Source organism: Pseudarthrobacter sp. NPDC058362, assembly GCF_042723515.1.
In the GTDB taxonomy this organism is placed as follows: Bacteria; Actinomycetota; Actinomycetes; order Actinomycetales; family Micrococcaceae; genus Arthrobacter.
On record NZ_JBHXIW010000001.1, the window covers coordinates 775,365 to 797,622 of the forward strand.

The following is a 22,258-nucleotide window of genomic DNA, read 5'->3' on the forward strand; positions in this document are numbered from 1 at the left end:
AGGTGCGCGGGTATCACGGCGGCCAGTACCCTAGTACGGTGACTACTCCCACTGCATCCCAGACTTCCCAGAAGCCGGTGCTGGTTGTTGACTACGGTGCCCAGTACGCGCAGCTGATTGCCCGCCGCGTCCGGGAAGCGAATGTGTATTCGGAAGTGGTTCCGCATACCTGGTCCACCGAGCAGCTCCTGGCCAAGAACCCTGCCGCCATCATCCTCTCGGGCGGACCTTCCAGCGTCTATGCCGACGGCGCTCCCTCCGTGGGTGCGGACCTCTTCGACGCCGGCGTCCCGGTCTTCGGCATCTGCTACGGGTTCCAGGCAATGGCCAATGCCCTCGGGGGCAAGGTGGACAAGACCGGCCTGCGGGAATACGGGTCTACCCGGACCACCATCCTGGGCGAGGGCCGTTCAGTGCTGGAGGGCATGCCCCAGGACCAGAACACCTGGATGAGCCACGGCGACTCGGTCCACGAGGCCCCCGCAGGCTTCGAAGTCCTGGCCACCACGGCCGGCGCCGAAGTTGCCGCCTTCGCCAACGAGGAAAAGTGCCTCTACGGCGTGCAGTGGCACCCCGAGGTCAAGCACTCCGCCTACGGCCAGCAGGTGCTCGAAAACTTCCTGTTCAAGGGCGCCAAGCTGGAACCCAACTGGACCACCGGCAACATCCTGGAGGAGCAGGTTGAACGCATCCGCCAGCAGGTAGGGGACGCCCGGGTCATCTGCGGCCTCTCCGGCGGTGTCGACTCCGCCGTAGCAGCGGCCCTGGTACAGCGCGCCGTAGGCGACCAGCTCACCTGCGTCTTCGTGGACCACGGCCTGCTGCGTGAAGGCGAAGCCGAACAGGTTGAGCGTGACTTCGTGGCCGCTACCGGCGTCAAGCTGTACGTGGCCAATGAACAGGAACGCTTCCTGTCCGCGCTGGCTGGCGTGAGCGATCCCGAGACCAAGCGGAAGATCATCGGACGCGAATTCATCCGCGCCTTCGAAGAAGCCGAACTGGCCATCATCGCCGAAGCCGCCGCGCACGGCGAGAAGATCAAGTTCCTGGTCCAGGGCACCCTGTACCCCGACGTCGTCGAATCCGGCGGCGGCGAAGGCGCGGCCAACATCAAGAGCCACCACAACGTGGGCGGCCTCCCCGAGGACCTCCAGTTCGAGCTCGTCGAGCCGCTGCGCGCCCTGTTCAAGGACGAGGTCCGCGCCGTTGGCGCCCAGCTGGGCCTGCCCCAGGAAATCGTGGGCCGCCAGCCGTTCCCCGGCCCCGGCCTGGGCATCCGGATCGTTGGCGAGGTCACCAAGGAACGACTGGACCTGCTCCGCAAGGCGGACGCCATCGCCCGCGCCGAACTCACCGCCTCCGGCCTGGACCATGAAGTCTGGCAGATGCCGGTGGTCCTGCTGGCGGACGTCCGCAGTGTGGGTGTCATGGGCGATGGCCGCACTTACGGCCACCCCATCGTGCTCCGTCCGGTCTCCTCCGAAGACGCGATGACGGCTGACTGGTCCCGCCTCCCGTACGAGCTGCTGGCCCGGATTTCGAACCGGATCACCAACGAGGTGGAAGGCGTCAACCGGGTGGTGCTGGATGTCACCAGCAAGCCGCCGGGAACCATCGAATGGGAATAGCACGCTGAGTGGCCGGCCTCCGCTGACGGAGGCCGGCCACTGCTGTTTCCCGGTGAAATCCTCGGCAATTTAGGCTGCCGCAGTGTTGCGGTCTCTCAGTCCGGCGTCTGAGCGGCTACGCTCGAATCTATGCCGGTATGGTCCAGGGCGTCAGGTGCAAGCGCAGAAAAGAAGGCAGTAGTGTCAGTTGGTCAAGGCCACCCGGAAGGCTCGGAAGAGCTGCGAAAATGGCTGTCCGGGCTTAAACCCGTTACCGGGGCGGACACCATGCTGCGTTTTACCAAGACGCCTGAAGGGTCCATCGACCTGACCCATGCCCACCCCTCGGGCCTCGCCCAGCTGATGGCCGGGCGCCGGACCCGCCTGTCCACGCTGATCCGCGACCGGGAGCAGTACGTGGTGGCAGCCCGTGCGTCCCGCAACATCCGCTCCAAGATTTTCGAGCTCTCCAACGACCGCGGCATCGATGCCGGCTACCTCTCCGCGGGAACGGTGGTGTGGACCTCCGCCGTCGGCGGCAAGCCCCAGCGCATCTCGGCACCCGTGATGCTCACAGCCATCACCCTGACCGTCCGCCCCGGGGAGGACGACTTCGAGCTCCAGCTGACCGAGCAGGCCCACATCAACCCGGCCCTCGTACGGCACCTGAAGACCATCCACGGGATTGTGTTCGACGTCAACGCGGTCACCCGGCTGGCCTACAGCACGGCACGCTTCGACCCGCAGCCCGTCCTGGAACGGCTGGCCGCGCTCATCAGGCCGATCCATGGCGCCGAAGCCCAACACAACCTCTTGGTGTCCACATTCGCGGATCTCTCCGGGAATCTGGACGACCCCTGGATCAACGATTCCAGTCCCGTCGTCTCTGCGCTGGCCACGGCGGCCGGCGGCGAAGTGGTGGACGTGCAGGAGCCGGATCCTTCCCGCTTCCCTCCGCTGGACGAGCGGCATCCCCGGGATGAGCTCCTGCTGCTGGACGCGGACCGGGACCAGCAGTACGTGGTGGACGCCGTGCGGGCCGGGGACTCGCTGGTGGTGACCACACCGCCGGGGACGGGCCAGACCCAGACCGCCATCAACACCATCGGTGCCCTCGTGGACGAGGGAAAGACAGTGCTGGTGGTGGGCGACCGCCGGGCCAGCCTCAATGAAGTAACCGGGCAGCTGGATACCCTGGGCCTGGAATCCATCCTCTTCCAACTCTCGGGCAACGTCACCCCGCAGCAGCTCAAGGCGCAGTTGGTGCGTGCCATCGTGCGGAACGAAAAGTCCCTGAAACCCCAGCTGGACAACCTCCACAAGACCCTCACGGAGCACCGCCACGCCCTCATGGACCACGTGGCCTCTCTCCACAACGTCAGGCAGCGCTGGGGCTGCTCGCCGTACCAGGCGATGCAGTCGCTGGCGGAACTCACCTCCATCCACCCCGCGCCAGCCACCACCGTCCGGCTTAAGCGCAGCGTGCTGGACAGCATCCGCGACCGGGAAGAGTTGGCCGGCCGGCTCCGCCGGGCTGCAGAATTGGGCAGTTTCAGCAAGGCCTCCACCACCAGCCCCTGGCATGGAGCCAGGTTGCTCACGCGCAAGGAAACCGAAGAGGCACTGGGGCTGGTCCGGTCCCTCGAGAAGAGCCTGCCGGAGCTGCGCGAACGCATGGGGGCGGTGGCGGATCACGCCGAAATCCGGCTGGGCAAGTCCTTTGCGGAGTGGGGCGAGCAGCTGGAACTGCTGGTGGCCGTCCGTGGAAGCCTGGACAAGTTCACCCCGGACATCTTCGACCGGCCCGTCACCGACCTGATTTCGGCCACGGCACCCGCCGCTTGGCGCCGTGAACGCGGGATTGATCTCACCGCCATGCAGCGCTCCCGCCTGCGCCGTGTGGCCAAGGAGTACGTCCGGCCCGGCGTCCACATCGCAGACCTGCACAGCTCCCTGGTCTTGGTCCAGGAGCAGCGCGCCTTGTGGGACGGCTACGCCACCACGCAGCGCCACCCTGCGGTCCCGTCCGGCCTGGCCGAGATGAATACCATGTACCGGTCGCTGGACCGGGAGCTGGAGCAGCTCGGGGAGGCCCTCCGGCACACCGCGGCCGGCGCTGAACTGGCTGCTGTACCTTATGCGGAACTCATGGATCGCCTGCAGCGGCTGTCCGCGGACGCCGATACGCTGAAAACCCTGCCCGAGCGCACTCTACTGGTGGAGAACATGCGCGAGCACGGGCTGGGGGAGCTGCTGGCAGATCTCGCCGAACGTGAGGTGCCGGCCGGGTCCGTCGCGGCCGAACTGGACCTGGCCTGGTGGCAGTCCGCGCTCGAAGCCATGATCAGCGGCGACGACTACCTTGCCATGTCCGACGGCGAGGCCCTCCGCCAGCTCGAAGCGGAGTACCGCCTCGCTGACAACGCCCACATCGCCAGCGGCTCCGCGCGGCTGCGCTGGGACCTCGCCGAGCGCTGGCGGGGTGCAATCGCAGCCCACCCGCGCCAGGCCGCCCTGCTCCGCAGCCTGCTCAAGGACGGCAGGGTCTCGCTCCCCGCCCTCACCGCCCAGGCGCCGGAGCTGATTTCCAGCCTGGTGCCGGTCTGGTCCGTCAGTCCCTACCTGATGACTGGCCTGCTTCCGGCAGAGCAGCGGTTCGACGCCGTGGTGATTCTCGACGCCGAAGCAACCTCGCTGCAGGCGGTGCTGCCGTCAATCGCCCGAGCCCGGCAGGTCATTGCCTTCGGTGACGCCCGCATTGCCAGCCCCCGGACGTTTACCGTGGGCGTCGAGCGCCTCGCCCCCGGCGAAGCTGCCCACCAGCGGGTGCAGAGCGCGTATGCTGCGCTTTCCGAGGTGCTGCCCGTCTGGCGGCTGAATTTCGTGTACCGTGCGGTGGACGAGGACCTGATCCTCCAGCTCAGCAAGAACTTTTACGACGGCGGCCTCCGCCTCCTGCCCGAGGGACAGACCGCTACGGGGCTGGACCGTTCTCTGTTGGTTGAGTACCTGGCGGACGGAACCGGGCTGCCCAGCGCCAACGACGAGGGCGTCGAGTCCGTAGCGGCCGAGGTCAACCGCGTAGTCCACCTGGTCTTCGAGCACGCCCGGACCCGGCCCAGGACATCCCTGGCCGTGATCACTGCGAGCCTGCGGCACGCGGCCCGGATTGGCGAAGCCATCCGACTCCAGCTGCCCAACCATCCCGGACTGTCTGCCTTCTTTGGGGCGGGCCCTGAATCGTTCCGGGTAGTGGACCTGGAACGTGCACAGGGCCTGGTGCGGGACCACGTCATCTTCTCGCCCGGCTTCGGCCGGACACCCCACGGCCGTGCTTTGCACAACTTCGGTCCGTTGTCGGCTGAAGGCGGCCGGGAAAAGTTCGCGCTGGCCATGACGCGGGCCCGGCGCTCCATGCATGTCCTGACCTGTTTCCGGCCCGAGGACCTGGACCACACGCGGCTGACGCACGGAGCCATGGACCTCTACACGCTGCTGGACCGTGAGATCGCCGGCAACACCGACCTCGGTACGCCGGCCTCCCGCGCCGCAGCCAGCGAACAGGCGCTGGGCGCCGATCCGCTGGTGGCGGATCTGGGGGACCGGCTCCGGGCCCGTGGCGCTCGGGTATGGCACCAGTACGACGGCGCGATTGACGTCGTGGCTGCGGCGGACCCGTTGAGCACGATGGGGCAGGACGACGCGGAACTTCCCCGACCGGTTGCCATTGAGTCCGACGGTACCGAGCAGTACCGGACGATGAGTGTGCGCGAACGGAGCCGGCTGCGGCCGCAGCTGCTGGAGCGCCTGGGCTGGCGATACATGCCGCTGTGGACCATAGAGGTCTTCACCGATCCGTCGTCCTGCGCAGACCGGATTGCCGGCTATCTGGGCCTTGAGAAGATGGTCCTTCCCGGCCGGACGGCGCCTGCCGCCGGATTCCTGGACGACGATGTGGACCAGGCCCTGAATGGCATCGACCTGCGCGATGCCATTGCGGCCCGCGGCGCGGGACCAGAAGCCCATCCATCATTTGAAAAGGAGGCGGGCAGCGTGAGCCCGGACCAGACGAAGGACGGCGCCGCGAACGACGCCGCTGAGGACAGCGCAGCGAAGGGTACGGCTCCGGTGAAACCCAGCCCGGACAAGGCGCTTCCGGACAGGGTGCTTCCGGACAAGGCTGCCGAGGATGATCCCCGGGCGTGGGGCGACCGCGACGAGGACCACGACACGTGGCTCAAGGAGCAGCGGCCTCCGCACTGGGGCTGATCCCAGGGTTACGGCCCCACGAGGACGAAAAACAGCTTTCCGCGGGTGGAGGCCCCCGCCAGGCGGGCCGCCTGCTCTGCTCCGGCAGCCACCACCAGCAGCCCCTCCGTCTCGGCAGTTCCCAGCCACTGGCCGCCGTCCCCGCCATGGGTCGACGTCCACAGGACCGGCACGCCTTTGGCCAGGACCTCCGGAGGACGTGCCTCCTCAAACCCGCCGGTACCAGTGAGGACCACGTTCACCAGCTGGCCAGGGGATACCAATCGGATGGAGGAGGGATCCGCCATGCGCAGGGGCACTGCGGCGGAGCCTGCCGGAGTGCCGGCCAAGAGGCCCGGGCCAACGAGCTGCGCGTCGGTGAGCAGCTGGCCCTTACGCAACGGTCCCGCCAGTTGCCGGCCAACGGCCTGGTCCTGCTCCCCGAAAAAGCCGTCGGCCACCGTCCCTGGAGGTACCTGGACGCGGGCCAAATCCGCACCGTCCAAGGTGGCCCCGGCGGGGAGGTCCCGTGCGGCGGCCACGGCTGCCACCGTGTCCAGCGGCGCCGGCGTCAGTTGGTGGACGGTGCTCGCGGCGGCACCGCATAAGAGCAGCGCCACGGCCAGCCGTCGGTTTCGGTTAAGCCAGCCGGCGAACCGTGCGGGAAACGTCCTGCGGGGCGTAGGTCGCAGCGTACCGGGGCGGCCCGGGCCGCCCCGGTTCGCTGCGATGCGGTTCGTTCGGGTGCGCGATGGTTTCGAACTGGTCCGGCCGTGAAGGAAAAAAGCAGGCATGTGCCCACGGTAGGGGTTCCGGCGACGGTAGGGTCAGGACGGGATTCCGTATGTGGAAAAGCGGATTCCGTGGGTGCAGCAGTGAGGGCGCCCGTTTACGGCCGGATGCCCGCCGGTCAGCTGGCAGCGGCTGCCGGAGCAGGCGTTGCGGGAGCGGCCGCGGGGGTCGACGCCGGCGCGGCCGAAACGGTGTTGCCCTTGGCATCGCGGGAATCGGTACGGTAGAAACCGGAGCCCTTGAAGACCACGCCCACGCTGTTGAACTTCTTGCGCAGAGTTCCCTCGCATTCGGGGCAGGATGTCAATGTGCTGTCCGAGAACGACTGGACAATGTCGAAGGCATGGCCGCAATCCTTGCAGGCATATGCATACGTTGGCACTGGTGCTCCTCCTCTTGGACAAACGAGAGGTCCCGTGCTGCCGGCCGCGGAACCGGTTCATCCGGTCGCCGCATTAGCAGTCGCAGGGCCTGAGTGCCAATTCTACCATCCGCCGGGCTAAGCCTGCGGCCTGGTCATTCTGAGGGAAGCTCCCGAAGACCTCCGGGGGTGAGCACCGCAGGCACCGGTCGGTCGAACGCCTCGGCCGGTATGCGGCCGGCGGGAAGCAGTTCCTCATCGTAGATTACTGCGGCCAGGGGGATCTCCTTCCCGGCGGTTGCCAGGTGTCCCAGGAATTTGTCGTAATAACCCCCGCCCTGGCCGACCCTGTTGCCTTCGACGTCCACCGCGGTGGCCGGAATGAACAGCGCAGCGGCCCCGCCGGCCGTCTCCGGTCCATGCCGGTCGCCCACCGGCTCGAGGATGGGAGCGAAAGGACTCCGCTCAAATTCGGCGGCGGGGCTCCAGTACACCCAAGCGAGTTCCCTGCCCGGTTCGCACACGGGCAGCAGGACGCTGTGCCCTGCCCCGTGCAGGGCTTCGATGAGGCGGAGGGTGGGCGGCTCGAAGCCCACGCTGAGGTAGACGCAGACGGTGCCCGGCGTGCCGGCTGTGATGGAACGCGCCCAGGCCAGGCCGTGCCGGGCCAACGCCGCTGCGGCCGCTTCCCGTTCCTGCACTGTCAGGGACGCCCTGTGCTGCCGGTGGGCCGCCCGAATGGAGTCCTTGGCTGCTGTTGAATCCTGGTGCACGTTACTGCCTTCCATGGTCGCCTCGTAGGTGCCGGGCTTCCGCTGTTACTGAATGCTTGACGCTGACGTTAGATTAGTCCGGTGAGCACCAGTAGCCCGAGAGTCCGCAAAGCCGTCATTCCTGCTGCCGGACTGGGTACCCGGTTCCTGCCCGCCACCAAGGCGATGCCCAAGGAGATGCTCCCCGTGGTGGACAAGCCTGCCATCCAGTATGTCGTGGAGGAAGCCGTCAGCGTGGGCCTCCATGACGTCCTGATGATCACGGGCCGCAGCAAGCGGGCGCTGGAGGACCACTTCGATCGGGTACCTTCCCTCGAATCGACGCTGTCCGACAAAGGAGACACCCGAAAACTCGAGGCCGTCCAGGCTGCCACGAAACTCGGCGACATCCACTATGTCCGCCAGGGCGACCCCAACGGGCTGGGGCATGCAGTCCTGCGGGCCCGCCAGCACGTGGGCGAGGAGCCCTTTGCCGTCCTGCTAGGTGACGACCTCATCGACGCCCGGGACGAACTCCTTGGCACGATGATCGATGTCCAGGCTCGGACGGGAGGCTCCGTGGTGGCACTGATCGAGGTGGAACCTTCGCAGATCAGCGCCTACGGCTGTGCAGACGTCGAGGCGATCGACGGCGAGGGGTACGTTCGGGTCAACCGGCTCGTGGAGAAGCCGTCCCCGGAGGAAGCACCCTCCAACCTGGCGGTGATCGGCCGCTACGTCCTGCACCCGGAAGTGTTCAACGTCCTGGAAAAGACCGGTCCCGGACGCGGCGGTGAGATCCAGCTGACCGATGCGCTGCAGGAGCTGGCAGGCAGCGATGGCGACGGCGGCGGCGTCTACGGCGTGGTATTCAGGGGCCGCCGCTACGACACCGGAGACAAGCTGAGCTACCTCAAAGCCTGCGTGCAGCTTGCCATCGACAGCGAGGACCTGGGCCCGGGGCTGCGGGAATGGCTGCCCGGCTTCGCCGCCGGCCTGTCGAAGTAGCGCCGTGCGGCCCGGCCCAATCTGGCCTGTCACGCTGGACTGCGCCGACCTTGTGCTGCGCCCCATCAGGTACCGGGACAAGCGGGAGTGGACCGAGGTCCGGGCCCGCAACGGTGAGTGGCTCGCCCCGTGGGAGGCATCCAATCCCGACCCTGCCGGCGGCCTGCCGAATTACCGCCAGATGGTCCGTTCCCTGAACGCGCAGGCTGCCCAGGCCACGGCGCTCCCGTTCGTGATCACCGAGCGGATGCCCGGACGTCGGCAACCCGTCATCGTGGGCCAGTTGACTGTGTCGTCGATCGTCTGGGGTTCTGCCATGATGGCCACGCTCGGGTACTGGGTGGATCAGGCACGCGCCGGGCACGGGATCGCGCCCACCGCCGTCGCGCTCGCTACGGACCACTGCTTCCGGACGCTCGGGCTGCACCGGATGGAGATTAACATCCGGCCTGAAAACGGGCCCAGCCTGCGGGTGGTGGAAAAGCTGGGATTCCGTGATGAGGGGTACCGGCCGCGCTTCCTGCATATCAACGGCGAATGGGCAGACCACCGGTCCTTCGCCCTCACCGCCGAGGAGGTGCCGGAGGGGCTGCTGAACCGCTGGCTGGCTGCCAGGCCGTCATAAATCCAGTGATTTGGCGGCTGTGGCACGACACACCGGCGCGAATGCGACGGCAGCCGCCGTGAAGCTCATACGGTTTTGAGTGTGGACTTCCCTCTTAGCAGCTCAGTGATCCTTGTGGTTGCTGTTGCGCTCTGGATTGTTTGGGTTGCCCCGTATGTCCTTCGGAACCGCAGGCAGCGGCTGCTGCCCGCCGGCGACGTGCCGGGGGATGCCCTGACCGATCAAACACCGGACCGGTCCGCCGGCCTCGTGTTGAACGTTGCAGCCCAGCAGGAGAAAGCCATGGACCCCAGGAAGAGCGCAGGAACCGCCAAGGACGCCGCCACTGCCCCTGCCCGGCGGCTGCGCATCCGGTATGGGCGCATGGCACTCGCCCTCGCCGGGCTGCTTTCCCTCGTGACGGCAGCGGTTTCCGGCGCGATGCTGATCTTTGGCCTCGGCAGTCCCGTCCTTCCCGCAGCCTGCCTGGCCGTGACGTTCCTGTCCGTCGTTATCCTGCGGCGCCTCGCTGTCAGCGACCGCCGCCGCCGTGTTAACGCTGCTTTCCGGTCCGCCATGTCGGCGCCCGCCAGCAGCACCCGCACGTCAGGGAGCATGCCGCCCAAGCCCGCCGAACCTGCCCGCGCAGCCTTGCCCGAGCGTCCCCTGTTCGACGCCGAAGCCGGGCAGGACCGGATTAAGCAGCTCACCGCCGTCGAACTCCGGGAAGCCGCGCTGGCCGTTGCGCTGGCTGCCGGCGACACCAGCGCGCCCGCCCAGCCTGCCGCTGCCTCAGGCACGCCGTGGGAGCCCGTTGAGGTGCCCAAGCCGGTCTACGTCGAGGCTGCCAAGGCGGAGCGTCCGGAACCTGAACCACTGGCGCTGCCGGAAGCCCCGAAGGCCGTGGGAAAGCCTTCGCTGAAGCAGGGCGCCGCTCCGGTCCAGGCCGGCGGCGCAGTGGAGCCCCGCCAGCTCACCAAGGCACAGAGCGCCCTCAGCAACCTCGACGACGTCCTGCAGCGCCGCCGCGCCTGACACCCGGTGCGCCGGTTGGCATTAGGCCGCGAAAATTTGTAGCCTAAGGTCACCGGTTCACCCCGGCCGGGGGCTATAGCTCAGTTGGTAGAGCGCTTCGTTCGCATCGAAGAGGTCAGGAGTTCGAATCTCCTTAGCTCCACATTTCCTCCGCGGTCCCGCCTACGACCCGGAGATTCCCTCCACGAGGCGAACGTCCGACTCCATCAGCGGGAGCCCGGCAAGCATGCCGTCAATCCGCTGCAGCGGCTCCTTCGCCTCCGGATCTGCGGCGGCCGCTTCGAGCCACCGGGGTACCTCGCGCGCAACTAGGAACAATGCGGTATTTGTCGCTGCCAATGCCGCCAGCACGTCTGCGAAACACCGCCAGGTCCCGGGCCGCGACACACCGGACGGGACCGCTCCCGGCGGCGGGACGTCGTCCACCACCCAGAGGCTGTGCTCCGCTGCCAGCGCCTTAAGCGCGGCGGGAGGGAGGTCTGGCGCGCACAGCTCGCCGAAACTGAGCCACAAGAGGCCGGGCACGCAGGCTTTCGCCTCGAGGATGTGACCGGCTGCCGCTACGGGCCGCCGCTGGGCGGACGACGGCGGGAACAGGCCGCACATGCCGAGCTGGTGTTGGGTGCCGGGCACGATGATCCGTCCCCGGCTCAGTGCCTCCGGTGCCACGACCCTACAGCCAGCCTTTCTTCTTGAAGATGCCGTACATCAGCCCTGCCGTGGCCAGCATCAGGCCCAGGGACATCGGGTAGCCCCAGGTCCAGTGGAGCTCGGGCATGTGGTCGAAGTTCATGCCGTAGAGGCCCGCCACGAGCGACGGGGCAAAGAAGATGGCGGCCCAGGAAGAGATCTTTTTGACCTGTTCGTTCTGCCGGGCGCTGGCCTCATTTTGGCGGTTGGCGGTCAGCGTTCCGTCCAGGGTCAGGGCATTCTGCAGCAGTTCCCGGAAGGAGTCTGCCCGGGAGATCACCCGGGCCACGTGGTCCTCCACATCGCGGAGGCTGTGCTGCAGTTCTGAGTCCACGCCGTACTTTTCGAACCCCCGCTTAAGCTGCTGCATCATGCCCGGCAGGGGGTGGATGGCGCGCTGGAACTGGATCACCTCGCGGGCCAGCTCATAGATGCGGCGTGAGACGTTGCTGTCGCCGGTGAAGAGCTGGTCTTCGATTTCGTCGATGTCGTTTTCCAGGCCCGACACCACGGGGGCGTAATCATCCACCACCCGGTCAAGAAGCGCGTACAACACAGCTTCCGGGCCGTGGCGCAGCAGGTCCGGCCGTGCCTCCAGCCGGCGGCGCACACCTGCCACGCCCGCCATTTCCGCGTGCCGGACGGTCACCACGAAGTTGCTTCCGGTGAAGACGTGGAGTTCGCCGAATTCCACGGTCTCCGTCTCGTCGAGATACCTGGCAGGGCGGAGCACTGTGAAGAGACTGTCTCCATAACGCTCCAACTTGGGCCGCTGGTGCGCGGAGATGGCGTCCTCTACGGCCAGCTCGTGCAGCCCGAACTCTGCGGCCACCGCAGACATTTCGTTGGCTGTGGGCCGGTACAGGCCGATCCAGGCCATCCCGCCGTGCTCGGCAAGGGTCTCGAAAGTCTGCTCAAGGCTCTTCGGTTCGGCGTGCCTGACGCCGTCCACGTAGACGGCGTTATCGATGATGGTCATGACCGGCACCCACGCCCCCGCAGCAGCATCAGGACATCGCTCCGATAATCGCGCCGGCCAGGCCCATGGCCACCAGGTCATGGCCGGCGTCGATCAGCGTCACTGCCGCCGGCCGGCCGGCGAAGCCGTTGTGGATGACGTGGCCACCGGCCCGGAAGACCAGTCCCATGGTTAAGCCGAAGACGGCACCTCCAAAGGCGTTGTCCAGGCCGAGGGCTCCCATCAGGACGGCCAGGAGGATGGCGGTGAGGGCGGAAGCCAGCATCATGGGCAGCCACAGCCCGGCGCCGCCGCTGATGTTCTTGAGGTCGTCCTCGGTCTTGCCGATTGCGGCCATCCAGCGGTTCCCCAGTACTGCCGGCATATACCAGACAAATCCCACCGCGAGCGAGGCGACGAACGCCAGGAGCACGGCCAGCCAGTTGATCTGTGAAACGTCAGTGAGCCAATCCATGCAGGAAATCCTAGTCCGGGCTGCCGGCGAGGCCGGGTTCCCCCGCCGGTTACCCGGAAAGGCCGCTGATCAGGGGATCGGTGCGGTAGGGGATGTGCGTGTGCAGGGCGAGGACGGTTTCAGTGCGGATGACTCCCTTGATGCGGAGTATCTGGCGCAGCGACGCCTGGAGGTTGTGGGTATCGCGGGCCGCCACCCGGCACCAGACGTCGCCCCGGCCGGAGATTTCATGCACCTCGAGCACCTGCGGGATCAACCTGAGCGCTGCCACCACGCCGTCCAGTTCCCGGTGTGAAACTTCGATGGTGACAAAGGCCAGCACGTCATAACCCACCGCCTCGAGGTCAACCTCGCGGCCGCCGGGACGGAGGACGCCTGCCCGCAACAGCCTGCGCACCCGGGTCTGTGCCGTATTGCGCGCAATCCCCAAGGATTCGCTGAGCTCCCCGATCTGGATCCGGGGGTCGCGGACCAGGGCCAGGAGGATTTTCAGGTCCGTTGGGTCCAAGGTGTTCAAATAGTCACTCTCCAGCATCTGGCCGCACTATTTTTGATGATTTTGATCGATTATCCCATGGATTTCGATTCAATTCTGCAGTAATGGTCCATTCTGGAGCCACCACCGGTATACCCGCGCAGGCGCCCCACAAGGGTGGCCGGTGCGCGGATTCAGCAAAGGCACTACCTTGACAGTCTTCAGCGAACTGCGCATGCGTCCCGTTCCGGCCACCGTTGGTTGGGACGCCTCCAACACCTCCCGCCTGGTCATGGCCGGGGCCGTCATTTTCGTCCTCCTTGTGGGCGCCAACCTTGCCACGCCGCTGTATCCGCTGCTGCAGGCAGAGCTGGGCCTTTCCAGCCTGGGAGTTACCGCAGCCTTCGCCACCTACGTGCTGGCACTCGTGGCCACCCTCATGCTGGCCGGGCACTGGTCGGACCACATTGGGCGCAGGGCCGCGCTTATCCTGGCTGTGCTGGGAGGGCTGGCCGGCGGCTGGATCTTCGCCGAGGCCCAAAGCCTTGCCGCCCTCAGCGCAGGCCGTGCGCTCCAGGGCGCCGCAGTGGGCCTTGCGACCGGCGCCAGTGCGGCGGCACTGCGGGAACTGCTGCCGCACCGTCCGGAATGGGCGTCCCGCTTCACCCTGCTGGCCTCCGCCGGCGGCGTGGCTGCCGGCCCCGTCATTGGCGGCCTGCTCTCGCTTCTGCCCGGTGCCACGTCGACCCCGTACTACGTCCACTCCGTCGTCTTGGCCGCACTGCTGGTGCCGCTCTACCTGCTCAGGGCGCGCCCGGCCATCCAGTTGCCGACCGGTCCGCGGCCGCTGCAGGCACTGGCGCCGCGGCGTCTGTCCGTATCGCGCGAGGCGCGCGGGGCGTTCTGGCTGGCGTCCGCCGTCGGCTTCCTGAGCTTTGCCATTTTTGGCTTCGCCCTGTCCCTGGCACCGGGTTACTTCGCCCAGGTCCTGGCCACCGATTCCCGGCCCGCCATCGGACTGCTGGCCGGGCTCACCCTGGCGGCGTCGGCCCTGAGCCAACTACTCAACGTCAGTGGGCGGTATGTGGTCCCGGCAGGGCTGGCGGTGCTCGGTGTTTCCGTAGCGCTGCTGGGCTTCGCGGGCCAGTGGCACAGCCCCGCGCTGTTGGTGGCGGCCAGCATCACCGCCGGCGCCGGCCAGGGGCTCGCTTTCCGGACGGTGTTCAACAACGTGGCGGCGCAGGTGGAGCCTGCCCGGCACGCGCAGATCATCAGTACCGTCTACGTGATCACGTACCTGGGCAGCGCCGCGCCGGTGCTGGGCCTCGGCTGGGCCGCCGGGACGTTCGGCCTGGGCGCCGCTGTGGTGGGCTTCGCCGGGACGTGCGGGGCCGCCGCCCTGAGCCTGGCAGCATTGACGCTCGTCCAGGCCTTGCCCGCGCGCCGCCGCCTAACTGACGGAAGCGCCGCTTCCTGAGTGCTGCAGCCCCTGCGCTGAAGCACTCCCGGGGACGGGCCGGCGCGGCGCTCCTGGTGCTGCGCGCCCTATTCGGGAATCGGCCCGTGGTTGCCCTGGATGTGCTCGAACACCAGCGTGGTCTCGGTGTGGCCCACCACGGGATCCGTGGCCAGATTGTCCAGTACCCAGTCGCGGAGGTCCTCGGTGCTCCCGACGGCGATGTGCAGGAGATAGTCGACAGAACCGGACGTGTGGAAGGTGGACAGGACTGCCGGCAAGTGCGGGACGCGGCTGGTAAAACGGTCGATCTGGTCCCGGTCGTGCGCCCGCAGCCGGACCGCCACCAGCGCCTGCACGGAGCGCCCGATCGCGGAGAGGTTCAGCTTGGCCTCGTAGCCCTGCACGATGCCCCGTTCCGACAAAGCGCGGGTCCTCATCAGGGCTGTGGAGGGAGCGATGCCCACGAGTTCGGCGAGCTGTTTGTTGGAGATGCGCGCGTCCGCCACCAGCGCGGCCAGCAGGCGTTCGTCAATCGCGTCCAGCGGTTCATGGGGTGCCCCGGGTCTGGTGTTCCTGGCGTTCGTGCTCACTGCAGCTCCTTGAAGTTTTCCTTCCGTTCATCCTAAACGGCGTATTCGACGCCGGAGGGACGCCGGGCGCGGGCCCTGCCGAATTTCCCGCTGCCCGGGCCGCGGTACCGGCCGGTAAATTCGTCCCCGGTCTCGGGGGAAGGGTCAGCGGCCCCGGCGCGCGGACGCAGGGCGGCGCGGGTCGGCAGGGGGATGGACGACGGCGACCAGCACCGCCGTCGCCACCGCAAGGACCATAACTGCCGCGGCGAGCGCATTCCAGCCCGCCGCCTGGAACACGAGCCCACCCGCCCAGCCGATAATGCTGGAGCCCAGGTAATAGGCGAGGTTGTAGAGGGAAGCTGCCTGGGCGCGTCCTGTCAGGGCGATGGCACCCGTCCACCCTGCTCCGATGCTGTGGGCTGCGAAGAATCCGCCCGTGAACAGGACCAGCCCGGCCAGGACGGCGGCCAGCTGGTCCGTCAGCGTCAGGACGAGTCCCGCCGTCGCGAGCGCCAGGCCGGCCAGGAGCACCGCCCGCCGGCCGAACCGCAGGGTCATGCCGGCGGCCCACCGGGAGGAAACGGTGCCCGACAGGTAGGCCAGGAAGATGAGGCTGATCAGGGTGGCCGGCAGAAGGAACGGGGCAGCGGACAGCCGGAACCCCAGGTAGTTGTAGACGGCGACGAAGCCGCCCATCATCAGGAAGGCCTGGATATACAGCGCCACCAGCCGGATATTGCCGAGATGCCCGCCCAGCGTCCGCAGGGCACCGCGCAGGCCCGGGCCGTGGACAGACACGAAGCCCTTCGCCCGGGGGACCAGTACCAGGAACGCGACGGCGGCCAGCGTCGCCAGCACGGACACCGCCAGGGCAGCGGCACGCCAGCCCCAGAGTTCACCCACGGGCCCTGCCACCAGCCGTCCGGCCAGCCCGCCCAGCGTGGTGCCGGCGACGTAACTGCCTGCGGCCAGCGCGGCATGCGCCCTGGTGACTTCCTCGTTCAGGTACGCGATGGCGATGGCGGGGATCCCGCCCAACGCCATTCCTTCGAGGAGCCGCAGCGCCAGCAGCATGCCGAAGCTGTTGGCCAGTGGCACCGTCAGCCCCAGGACCGTGGCGACCGAAATACCCCAGGCCATAGCCCGGACTCGGCCGATCCGGTCCGCCAGGAAGGACCAGGGGATCACCGTTACCGCCAGGCCAACGGTGGCCAACGAAATGGTGAGCGCAGCCTCGGCGGCTGTGATGCGGAGGTCTGCGGCGATGACGGGAAGCACGGCCTGGGTGGAATAGAGCTGCGCGAACGTGGCCACCCCCGCGAAGGAGAGTCCTGCCAGGATCTTCCCGTACGCCCTCGAACCCTTGGGGTGCCCCTCCCACCGGGCCGGATCTTCCCCGGTCAGCGGATCGCCGTGGTCGGGCGGAAGGGAATCGTGGGGCACCCGGCCAGCCTAGCGCCACCGCGGGGCGTGCCCGGGCCTCCGCGCATGGTTCGGCGGAACCTTCAGTAACCTTGTGGCGTGAGTAACGCCGAAAACCTCCCTGCAGACCGCCCCGCCCTGGCCGCCGCACTTCGCGGTACCGTCATCGGCCTGGACATCGGCGGCACCAAAACGCACGGTATCCGGTTCGAGCACGGCGTTCCGGCGGCGGACCAGTCCGCCGGCAGTTCGAACGTCCAGAATGTTTCGCGCGAGGCGGCGGCTGCCAACCTCGCGGACCTTTTCGCCAGAATCGGCGGGGGACAGGTGTCCAGGGTCTACGCAGGCTCGGGCGGCATTGATACGGAGGAAGACGCGGCGGCCCTGGCTGCGCTGATCCAGCCGCACGTTCCTGGCGCCCGCGTGACCGTGGTGCATGATTCACGGCTCCTGCTCGCCGCCGGCGGTGCGGGCACAGGGGTCGCGGTCATCGCCGGCACCGGCTCGGCCGCCTGGGGAAGAAACCAAGACGGCGGCGAAGCCCGGGCCGGCGGGTGGGGCTACCTCCTGGGCGACGAAGGAAGCGGCTATTGGCTGGGCCGCGAGGCGGTACGGCACAGCCTCCGCCGGATGAACCAGGGACACGGGCCCGACCAACTGACCGTTGCCCTGATGGAGGCCTGCGGCGTTGACCATCCCAACAGGCTCATCGCGTTGTTCCACTCTCCGGAGACCGGACGCCGCTTCTGGGCGCAGCAGGCCCGCCTCGTGGTGGAAGCAGCCGCAGCGGGCCACCCGGAAAGCCGCCAGCTGCTGGACCAGGCGGGGGCGGACCTGGCTGCGCTCGCGCTGGAAGTGCTGGGCCAGCTCGGCATCAAGGGTCCGGTGATCCTGGGTGGAGGGCTTGGAATGCACGTGCCCGCACTGCAGGACTCCTTCCGTAACCGCCTGGCAGAGGGCGGCGTGACGGACATCCGCGTGCTGGACCGGGAACCGGTCTTCGGCGTCCTGCAGCTGCTGGCCGAGGAAGCCTGACGCGCTTCAGCCTTTCGCGGCACGCCTGCGCGGGGTCAGCCGCACTGTAGGCAGCGGGGGAGCCGGGATGCGCCCGGCTTCTGCGCCGGCCTCCGGCCCGTGGCCGCGCACCAGCCCGTAGCGGGCCTTGGCGGCGGCCTCCTCGGGGAGTCCGGCCTGCGCCTCCCAGTCGGCGCGCGCCGCCGCAACTTCGTCGTGGGTCCGGCCCACGAAGTTCCACCACATCAGCAGCTCTTCCTGGAACGGTTCGCCGCCAATGAGCAGGAACCGCGTTCCGGGCTCCGCGGCGACGGCCAGTTCGCTGCGGCCCGTCCCGAGGTAGCCCAGCGGTCCGGGCCGCAGGTCGTGCCCGTCCACCGCCAGGCCGCCGTCGAGCACCAGGATGCCGTGTTCGAAGGCCGGCTCCAGCGGCAGCACGGCGGGCCCGCCGCAGGTGACATCGGCACCCACGATGGGCGAGTACATGGTGGCGGGGGACACGGCCCCGGCAAAGCTGCCCACCATGACTGTGGCCGTGAAGCCGTCCCCGGTGGCGCGGGGCAGTGCCCGGTGCTGCTCGAAAGCGGGTTCCCGGTGCCGTTCCCTGTCCGGCAGGGCCACCCACAGCTGGAGCCCCCGCTGCACCGGCAGGTCACCGCCCTCCGGGAGGACGGCGAATTCCGAATGCGACACGCCAAACCCCGCTGTCATGATGTTCAGCTCGCCCGGGCGGACCACCACATCGCTGCCCACGCTGTCGCGGTGCCGGATGTTGCCCGCCAACGGCCAGGTGACCGTCTGCAGGCCGATGTGCGGGTGCGGCAGGACAGACATTGCGGTCCGGTCCGGGCCGAAGCTGTCCAGGAAACACCAGGCCCCGATGGTCGGCAGGCCGCGCTGCGGCAGGGTGCGGCGGACGTTCATGGCGCGCACCCCGCCCAGCGGCACCTCCCGCTCCGGCCACAGCTCCAGGCAGGGGCCCGCCGCTGCCGCCGGGGGGCAGACTTCCTGCTGGGGCGACACTTCCAGGTTGGTCATTCCCACACTCTATTCCCGTCCGCACCCATCCGGCCCGGGGCCGGCGCCGAATGGTTACGGAAGGGAATCCTTTGCCCGGAACGGGAGTGCTCCGGGTGAACGCGGCAGAGGTTTGGGCTACGTTAACTAGCAGCGTGCTGATGACAAAGTCGCGGTGCTCCAAAAGCTGTCCAACAGAAGAGGGTATGTCCGCACCATGGGCCAGGCGATGATCGAGTTCCACGAGGTAACCAAGCAGTACCAAGGCGGACAGCCGGCCGTGGACGCCTTGACCATGTCCATCGCAGAAGGCACCATCACGGTCCTGGTGGGACCGTCAGGATGCGGCAAGACCACCACGCTGCGCATGATCAACCGCATGGTGGAGCCCACCTCCGGCACCATCACCGTTGCGGGCAAGGATGTTACCGCTGTCCCGGCCGCTGAACTGCGCCGTTCCATGGGCTACGTGATGCAGTCGGCCGGCCTGCTGCCGCACCGCTCGGTGCTGGACAATATCGCCACCGTTCCGCGGCTGAACGGGGTGTCCAGACGAGAAGCCCGCAAGCGCGCAGAGGACCTGCTGGACGTGGTGGGCCTGGCCCGGACCCTGGGCGGCCGGTACCCGTCCCAGCTTTCGGGTGGCCAGCAGCAGCGCGTCGGCGTGGCGCGGGCGCTCGCCGCCGATCCGCCCGTCCTCCTCATGGACGAGCCCTTCAGCGCCGTCGACCCTGTGGTCCGGGACGAACTGCAGCAGGAACTTCTGCGGCTGCAGAAGGACCTCGCCAAGACCATCGTTTTCGTTACCCACGACATCGACGAGGCCACCGTCCTGGGGGACCAGGTGGCCGTGTTTGCTGTGGGCGGCAAACTCGCCCAGTACGCCGCCCCGGAGGAGATCCTCCGCGCCCCGGCCAACGACTTCGTCGCCGGCTTCGTGGGCAGGGACCGCGGCTTCAGGCACCTGGGTTTCACCGCGTCCGACGGCGTCACGTTCCATCCCGTGCCCACGGTCATCCGGGGCGCGGACGGGCACAGTTCGGATCCCGACGCCGCAGACGGCTGGCAGCTGGTGGTGGACGGCGACATGCGCCCTCTCGGGTGGGCAACGCCCGGCACCGACGCCGACCTGATCCCCGGCGGTTCCCTCTTCCACCCCGGCGAAAGCCTCCGGCGGGCCCTCGACGCAGCGTTGTCGTCGCCGTCGGGCCTTGGCGTTGCCGTGGACGCCGATGGACGGGTGCTGGGCGCCATCCGAGGTCCCGAGATCCTGGCACTCATCGAACAGGCCCGCCAGGCACGCCAGGCCGCCGTCCAGGCTGCGCGCTGATGGAGTGGTTCCTCGCCAACAGCAGCATGGTCCTGGAGCGGGCCGGCCAGCATATGGTTCTGGCCATCATCCCGATGGTCCTGGGGCTGCTGCTTTCCGTCCCGCTGGCGCAGCTGGCCCGCCGGCACCGGGTGCTCCGCTCCGTGGTGCTGACAGCCTCCTCGCTGCTCTACACCATCCCGTCGCTGGCGCTGTTCATCATCCTTCCCAGCATCCTGGCCACCCGCATCCTTGACCCCCTCAACGTGGTGGTGGCCCTGACCCTCTATGCCGTGGCGCTGCTGGTCCGTGCGGCGCTTGATGCGTTCGATTCCGTGTCAGCGGACGTCAGCCAGGCCGCGGTCGCCATGGGGTTCAAGCCGCTGGCAAGATTCCTGCGGGTGGACCTTCCACTCTCCCTGCCGGTCCTGTTCGCCGGCCTGCGCGTGGTCTCCGTCAGCAACATCTCCCTGGTGAGCGTCGCTGCCCTGCTGGGCGTGGGCAACCTGGGCATGCTCTTCACCTCCGGCCTGCAGCGCGGCTTCATCACAGAGGTAATGGTTGGCATCGTGGCGATCCTGGTCCTGGCCCTCCTGATGGATGCGCTACTGGTCCTCCTGGAGCGGATCCTGACGCCGTGGGAGCGGGCCGGACGGAAAACACCCGCCACGGGACGGGCGGCGGCAGCATGAGCGTCTTCTCCGATACCTTCGCCTGGCTGGGCGACCCCCTCCACTGGACCGGGTCCGCTGGGATCCCCGCCAGGCTTGCCGAGCACCTGCAGTACACCGGGCTGGTCATGGCCATCGCCGCAGCCATCGCCGTTCCCATCGGAATGTTCGTGGGCCACACCGGCAAGGGCAAAGTGGCCATCGTTGCGCTCGCCGGGGCCCTGCGGGCGCTGCCTACGCTGGGGCTGTTGACGCTTTTCGTGCTGCTGGCCGGCATCGGATTGATGCCCCCTGTATGGGCGCTGGTCATCCTGACCATCCCACCGTTGCTGGCAGGAACCTATGCCGGCATCTCCAGCGTGGACCGCACCGTCGTGGACGCCGCACGGGCCATGGGCATGACTGAACTGCAGGTGCTCTTCCGGGCCGAGCTGCCCAACGCCCTCACGGTGATGTTCGGCGGCTTCCGCACCGGCGTGCTGCAGGTGATCGCCACCGTCTCGGTGGTGGCCTACATCAACCTGGGTGGCCTGGGCCGGTACCTGTTCGACGGGCTGGTCCTCAGCGACTTCCCGCAGATGCTCGGCGGCTCCCTGCTGATCGCAGCCCTGGCCATCACGGTGGACCTCATCCTGTCCCTGGTCCAGCGGTTGTTCCTGTCGCCGGGCGCCCCGCAACAGTCCCGCCGCGGCCGGCCGGCCGCGGTCGATCTCACAGATCCCGCAGTGGCGGAAGCTGTGTCACAAGGAGGAAAGTCATGAAGAATAGCCGTTCACCGCGCCTGGCCCGGCGCACGTTCAGCGGCCTGGCCGCAGGCCTCGGCCTGGCCGTGGCGCTCTCCGCCTGCGGCGGATCATCCGATCCGCTCAGCAACTCGCCCGCACCCACGGGCGGAGCGTCCGGCGCCGCCACCTCGCTGGTGGTGGGTTCCGCGGACTTTCCGGAAAGCCAGATCCTGGCAGAGGTCTACGCCGGAGCACTGAACGCTGCCGGCATCACCGCCACCACCAAACCGAACATTGGCTCCCGCGAGGTGTACATCAAGGCTGTCCAGGACGGTTCGGTGGACGTGGTCCCGGACTACTCCGGGAACCTGCTGCTGCACGTGGACAAGGGGGCCACGGAGGAATCCGCCGAGGACATCGCCGCCGCACTGCCTGAGAAGCTGCCGGAAGGCCTGGCTGTCCTGGACCCGTCCAAGGCCGAGAACAAGGACGCCATGGTGGTCACCAAGGCCACGGCGGAAAAGTACCAGCTGAAGTCCATCGAGGACCTGGCCAAGGTCTGCAACGAAATCGTGGTGGGCGCCCCGGCCACCTTCGCCGAGCGCGCGTACGGCCTGCCCGGACTGAAGGAGAACTACAACTGCGAGCCCAAGAAGCTGGAGCCCTTCAGCGACGGCGGCGGCCCGGTCACCCTGAAGGCACTGCTGGAGGACAAGGTGCAGGTGGCCGACATCTACACCACCACTCCCTCCATCGCCGACAACGACCTGGTGGTTCTGGAGGACCCGAAGAACAACTTCATCGCCCAGCAGGTCATCCCGCTGTACAACACGGCCAAGATGACGGACAAGGCCAAGGAAGCGCTGAACAACGTCTCCAGCATCCTCACCACAGAGGACCTCATCAACCTCAACCGCGCAGTCAGCGGCAGCCAGAAGCAGGGTGCCAAGGAAGCAGCCGAGGCCTGGCTCAAGGACAAGGGCATCCTGAAGTAGGGAAGCCGCGGACGGCAGCCTGCCGGACGCACGCGACCACGACGGCGGCTGCCGGACTTCCATGGTCCG

At 68.0% G+C, this 22,258-nt stretch carries 21 protein-coding genes and 1 tRNA gene; 12 read left to right on the forward strand and 10 right to left on the reverse strand.

Features of this window, described 5'->3' with window-relative positions; all coding sequences use genetic code 11:
• Nucleotides 1-38: 38 nt before the first annotated feature.
• Complete coding sequence (guaA, locus tag ACFWIX_RS03720) at nt 39-1,628, forward strand: glutamine-hydrolyzing GMP synthase (RefSeq protein ID WP_377214742.1); 1,590 nt, start codon at nt 39-41, stop codon at nt 1,626-1,628.
• Nucleotides 1,629-1,757: 129 nt separating this feature from the next.
• Nucleotides 1,758-5,876 carry an AAA family ATPase gene (locus tag ACFWIX_RS03725; protein WP_377214743.1) on the forward strand — a complete coding sequence of 1,373 codons (4,119 nt, stop codon included), beginning with the start codon at nt 1,758-1,760 and terminating at the stop codon, nt 5,874-5,876.
• An 8-nt stretch (nt 5,877-5,884) separates the two neighbouring features.
• Here ACFWIX_RS03725 and ACFWIX_RS03730 read toward each other — a convergent pair whose 3' ends face one another.
• From ACFWIX_RS03730 to ACFWIX_RS03740, 3 genes are all read right to left on the reverse strand, one after another.
• On the reverse strand, nt 5,885-6,649 hold the full coding sequence (locus tag ACFWIX_RS03730; protein ID WP_377214744.1) for a Flp pilus assembly protein CpaB: 765 nt from the start codon (nt 6,647-6,649) through the stop codon (nt 5,885-5,887).
• Nucleotides 6,650-6,765: 116 nt separating this feature from the next.
• Nucleotides 6,766-7,029 (reverse strand): FmdB family zinc ribbon protein, encoded by a 264-nt coding sequence (locus tag ACFWIX_RS03735; protein WP_377214745.1) that lies wholly within the window; start codon nt 7,027-7,029, stop codon nt 6,766-6,768.
• A 134-nt stretch (nt 7,030-7,163) separates the two neighbouring features.
• Nucleotides 7,164-7,796 (reverse strand): 5-formyltetrahydrofolate cyclo-ligase, encoded by a 633-nt coding sequence (locus tag ACFWIX_RS03740; protein WP_377214746.1) that lies wholly within the window; start codon nt 7,794-7,796, stop codon nt 7,164-7,166.
• A 66-nt stretch (nt 7,797-7,862) separates the two neighbouring features.
• On the opposite strand from ACFWIX_RS03740, the gene galU reads away from it, so the two are divergent.
• The 4 genes from galU to ACFWIX_RS03760 all read left to right on the forward strand — a co-directional run bounded on the left by galU (nt 7,863) and on the right by ACFWIX_RS03760 (nt 10,549).
• Nucleotides 7,863-8,768, forward strand: a complete 906-nt coding sequence (gene galU, locus ACFWIX_RS03745; protein WP_377214747.1) for a UTP--glucose-1-phosphate uridylyltransferase GalU — start codon at nt 7,863-7,865, stop codon at nt 8,766-8,768.
• 4 nt (nt 8,769-8,772) lie between these two features.
• On the forward strand, nt 8,773-9,393 hold the full coding sequence (locus tag ACFWIX_RS03750) for a GNAT family N-acetyltransferase (protein ID WP_377214748.1): 621 nt from the start codon (nt 8,773-8,775) through the stop codon (nt 9,391-9,393).
• Nucleotides 9,394-9,474: 81 nt separating this feature from the next.
• On the forward strand, nt 9,475-10,407 hold the full coding sequence (locus ACFWIX_RS03755) for a hypothetical protein (RefSeq protein ID WP_377214749.1): 933 nt from the start codon (nt 9,475-9,477) through the stop codon (nt 10,405-10,407).
• Nucleotides 10,408-10,476: 69 nt separating this feature from the next.
• Nucleotides 10,477-10,549: transfer RNA gene (locus ACFWIX_RS03760), tRNA-Ala, on the forward strand.
• 20 nt (nt 10,550-10,569) lie between these two features.
• On the opposite strand, the gene ACFWIX_RS03765 is transcribed toward ACFWIX_RS03760, so the two are convergent.
• From ACFWIX_RS03765 to ACFWIX_RS03780, 4 genes are read right to left on the reverse strand one after another with little or no spacing between them, the layout of a single operon-like run.
• On the reverse strand, nt 10,570-11,076 hold the full coding sequence (locus tag ACFWIX_RS03765) for a hypothetical protein (protein ID WP_377214750.1): 507 nt from the start codon (nt 11,074-11,076) through the stop codon (nt 10,570-10,572).
• Nucleotides 11,077-11,080: 4 nt separating this feature from the next.
• Nucleotides 11,081-12,076: a magnesium/cobalt transporter CorA gene (gene corA, locus ACFWIX_RS03770; RefSeq protein ID WP_377214751.1), complete on the reverse strand. Its 996-nt coding sequence runs from the start codon at nt 12,074-12,076 to the stop codon at nt 11,081-11,083.
• 28 nt (nt 12,077-12,104) lie between these two features.
• Complete coding sequence (locus ACFWIX_RS03775) at nt 12,105-12,530, reverse strand: DUF1761 domain-containing protein (protein ID WP_377214752.1); 426 nt, start codon at nt 12,528-12,530, stop codon at nt 12,105-12,107.
• Between the two features lie 49 nt (nt 12,531-12,579).
• Nucleotides 12,580-13,065, reverse strand: coding sequence for an Lrp/AsnC family transcriptional regulator (locus tag ACFWIX_RS03780; protein WP_377214753.1), 486 nt, complete (start codon nt 13,063-13,065; stop codon nt 12,580-12,582).
• Between the two features lie 151 nt (nt 13,066-13,216).
• On the opposite strand from ACFWIX_RS03780, the gene ACFWIX_RS03785 reads away from it, so the two are divergent.
• Complete coding sequence (locus ACFWIX_RS03785) at nt 13,217-14,482, forward strand: MFS transporter (protein WP_377214754.1); 1,266 nt, start codon at nt 13,217-13,219, stop codon at nt 14,480-14,482.
• Between the two features lie 68 nt (nt 14,483-14,550).
• Here the strand turns inward: ACFWIX_RS03785 and ACFWIX_RS03790 are convergent, their stop codons facing one another.
• Together ACFWIX_RS03790 and ACFWIX_RS03795 are read right to left on the reverse strand one after the other, a co-directional pair.
• Nucleotides 14,551-15,054 (reverse strand): Lrp/AsnC family transcriptional regulator, encoded by a 504-nt coding sequence (locus ACFWIX_RS03790; RefSeq protein WP_377214755.1) that lies wholly within the window; start codon nt 15,052-15,054, stop codon nt 14,551-14,553.
• 144 nt (nt 15,055-15,198) lie between these two features.
• Nucleotides 15,199-16,440, reverse strand: a complete 1,242-nt coding sequence (locus tag ACFWIX_RS03795; protein WP_377214926.1) for an MFS transporter — start codon at nt 16,438-16,440, stop codon at nt 15,199-15,201.
• A gap of 117 nt (nt 16,441-16,557) precedes the next feature.
• Here ACFWIX_RS03795 and ACFWIX_RS03800 point away from each other — a divergent pair, with 117 nt between their 5' ends.
• Nucleotides 16,558-17,493 carry an N-acetylglucosamine kinase gene (locus tag ACFWIX_RS03800; protein WP_377214756.1) on the forward strand — a complete coding sequence of 312 codons (936 nt, stop codon included), beginning with the start codon at nt 16,558-16,560 and terminating at the stop codon, nt 17,491-17,493.
• Nucleotides 17,494-17,499: 6 nt separating this feature from the next.
• Here the strand turns inward: ACFWIX_RS03800 and ACFWIX_RS03805 are convergent, their stop codons facing one another.
• Nucleotides 17,500-18,510, reverse strand: coding sequence for a pirin family protein (locus ACFWIX_RS03805; protein ID WP_377214757.1), 1,011 nt, complete (start codon nt 18,508-18,510; stop codon nt 17,500-17,502).
• Between the two features lie 196 nt (nt 18,511-18,706).
• Here ACFWIX_RS03805 and ACFWIX_RS03810 point away from each other — a divergent pair, with 196 nt between their 5' ends.
• From ACFWIX_RS03810 to ACFWIX_RS03825, 4 genes are read left to right on the forward strand one after another with little or no spacing between them, the layout of a single operon-like run.
• Entirely contained in the window at nt 18,707-19,819 is a 1,113-nt protein-coding gene (locus ACFWIX_RS03810) for an ABC transporter ATP-binding protein (protein WP_377214927.1), read from the forward strand.
• Entirely contained in the window at nt 19,819-20,490 is a 672-nt protein-coding gene (locus ACFWIX_RS03815) for an ABC transporter permease (RefSeq protein ID WP_377214758.1), read from the forward strand. Before ACFWIX_RS03810 ends, ACFWIX_RS03815 begins: the two co-directional genes overlap by 1 nt.
• Nucleotides 20,487-21,230, forward strand: a complete 744-nt coding sequence (locus ACFWIX_RS03820) for an ABC transporter permease (protein ID WP_377214759.1) — start codon at nt 20,487-20,489, stop codon at nt 21,228-21,230. Before ACFWIX_RS03815 ends, ACFWIX_RS03820 begins: the two co-directional genes overlap by 4 nt.
• The gene (locus tag ACFWIX_RS03825) at nt 21,227-22,189 is read left to right on the forward strand and encodes an ABC transporter substrate-binding protein (protein WP_377214760.1); all 963 of its coding nucleotides are present in this window, start codon (nt 21,227-21,229) and stop codon (nt 22,187-22,189) included. The genes ACFWIX_RS03820 and ACFWIX_RS03825 overlap by 4 nt, the downstream gene beginning before the upstream one ends.
• Nucleotides 22,190-22,258: the final 69 nt, after the last annotated feature.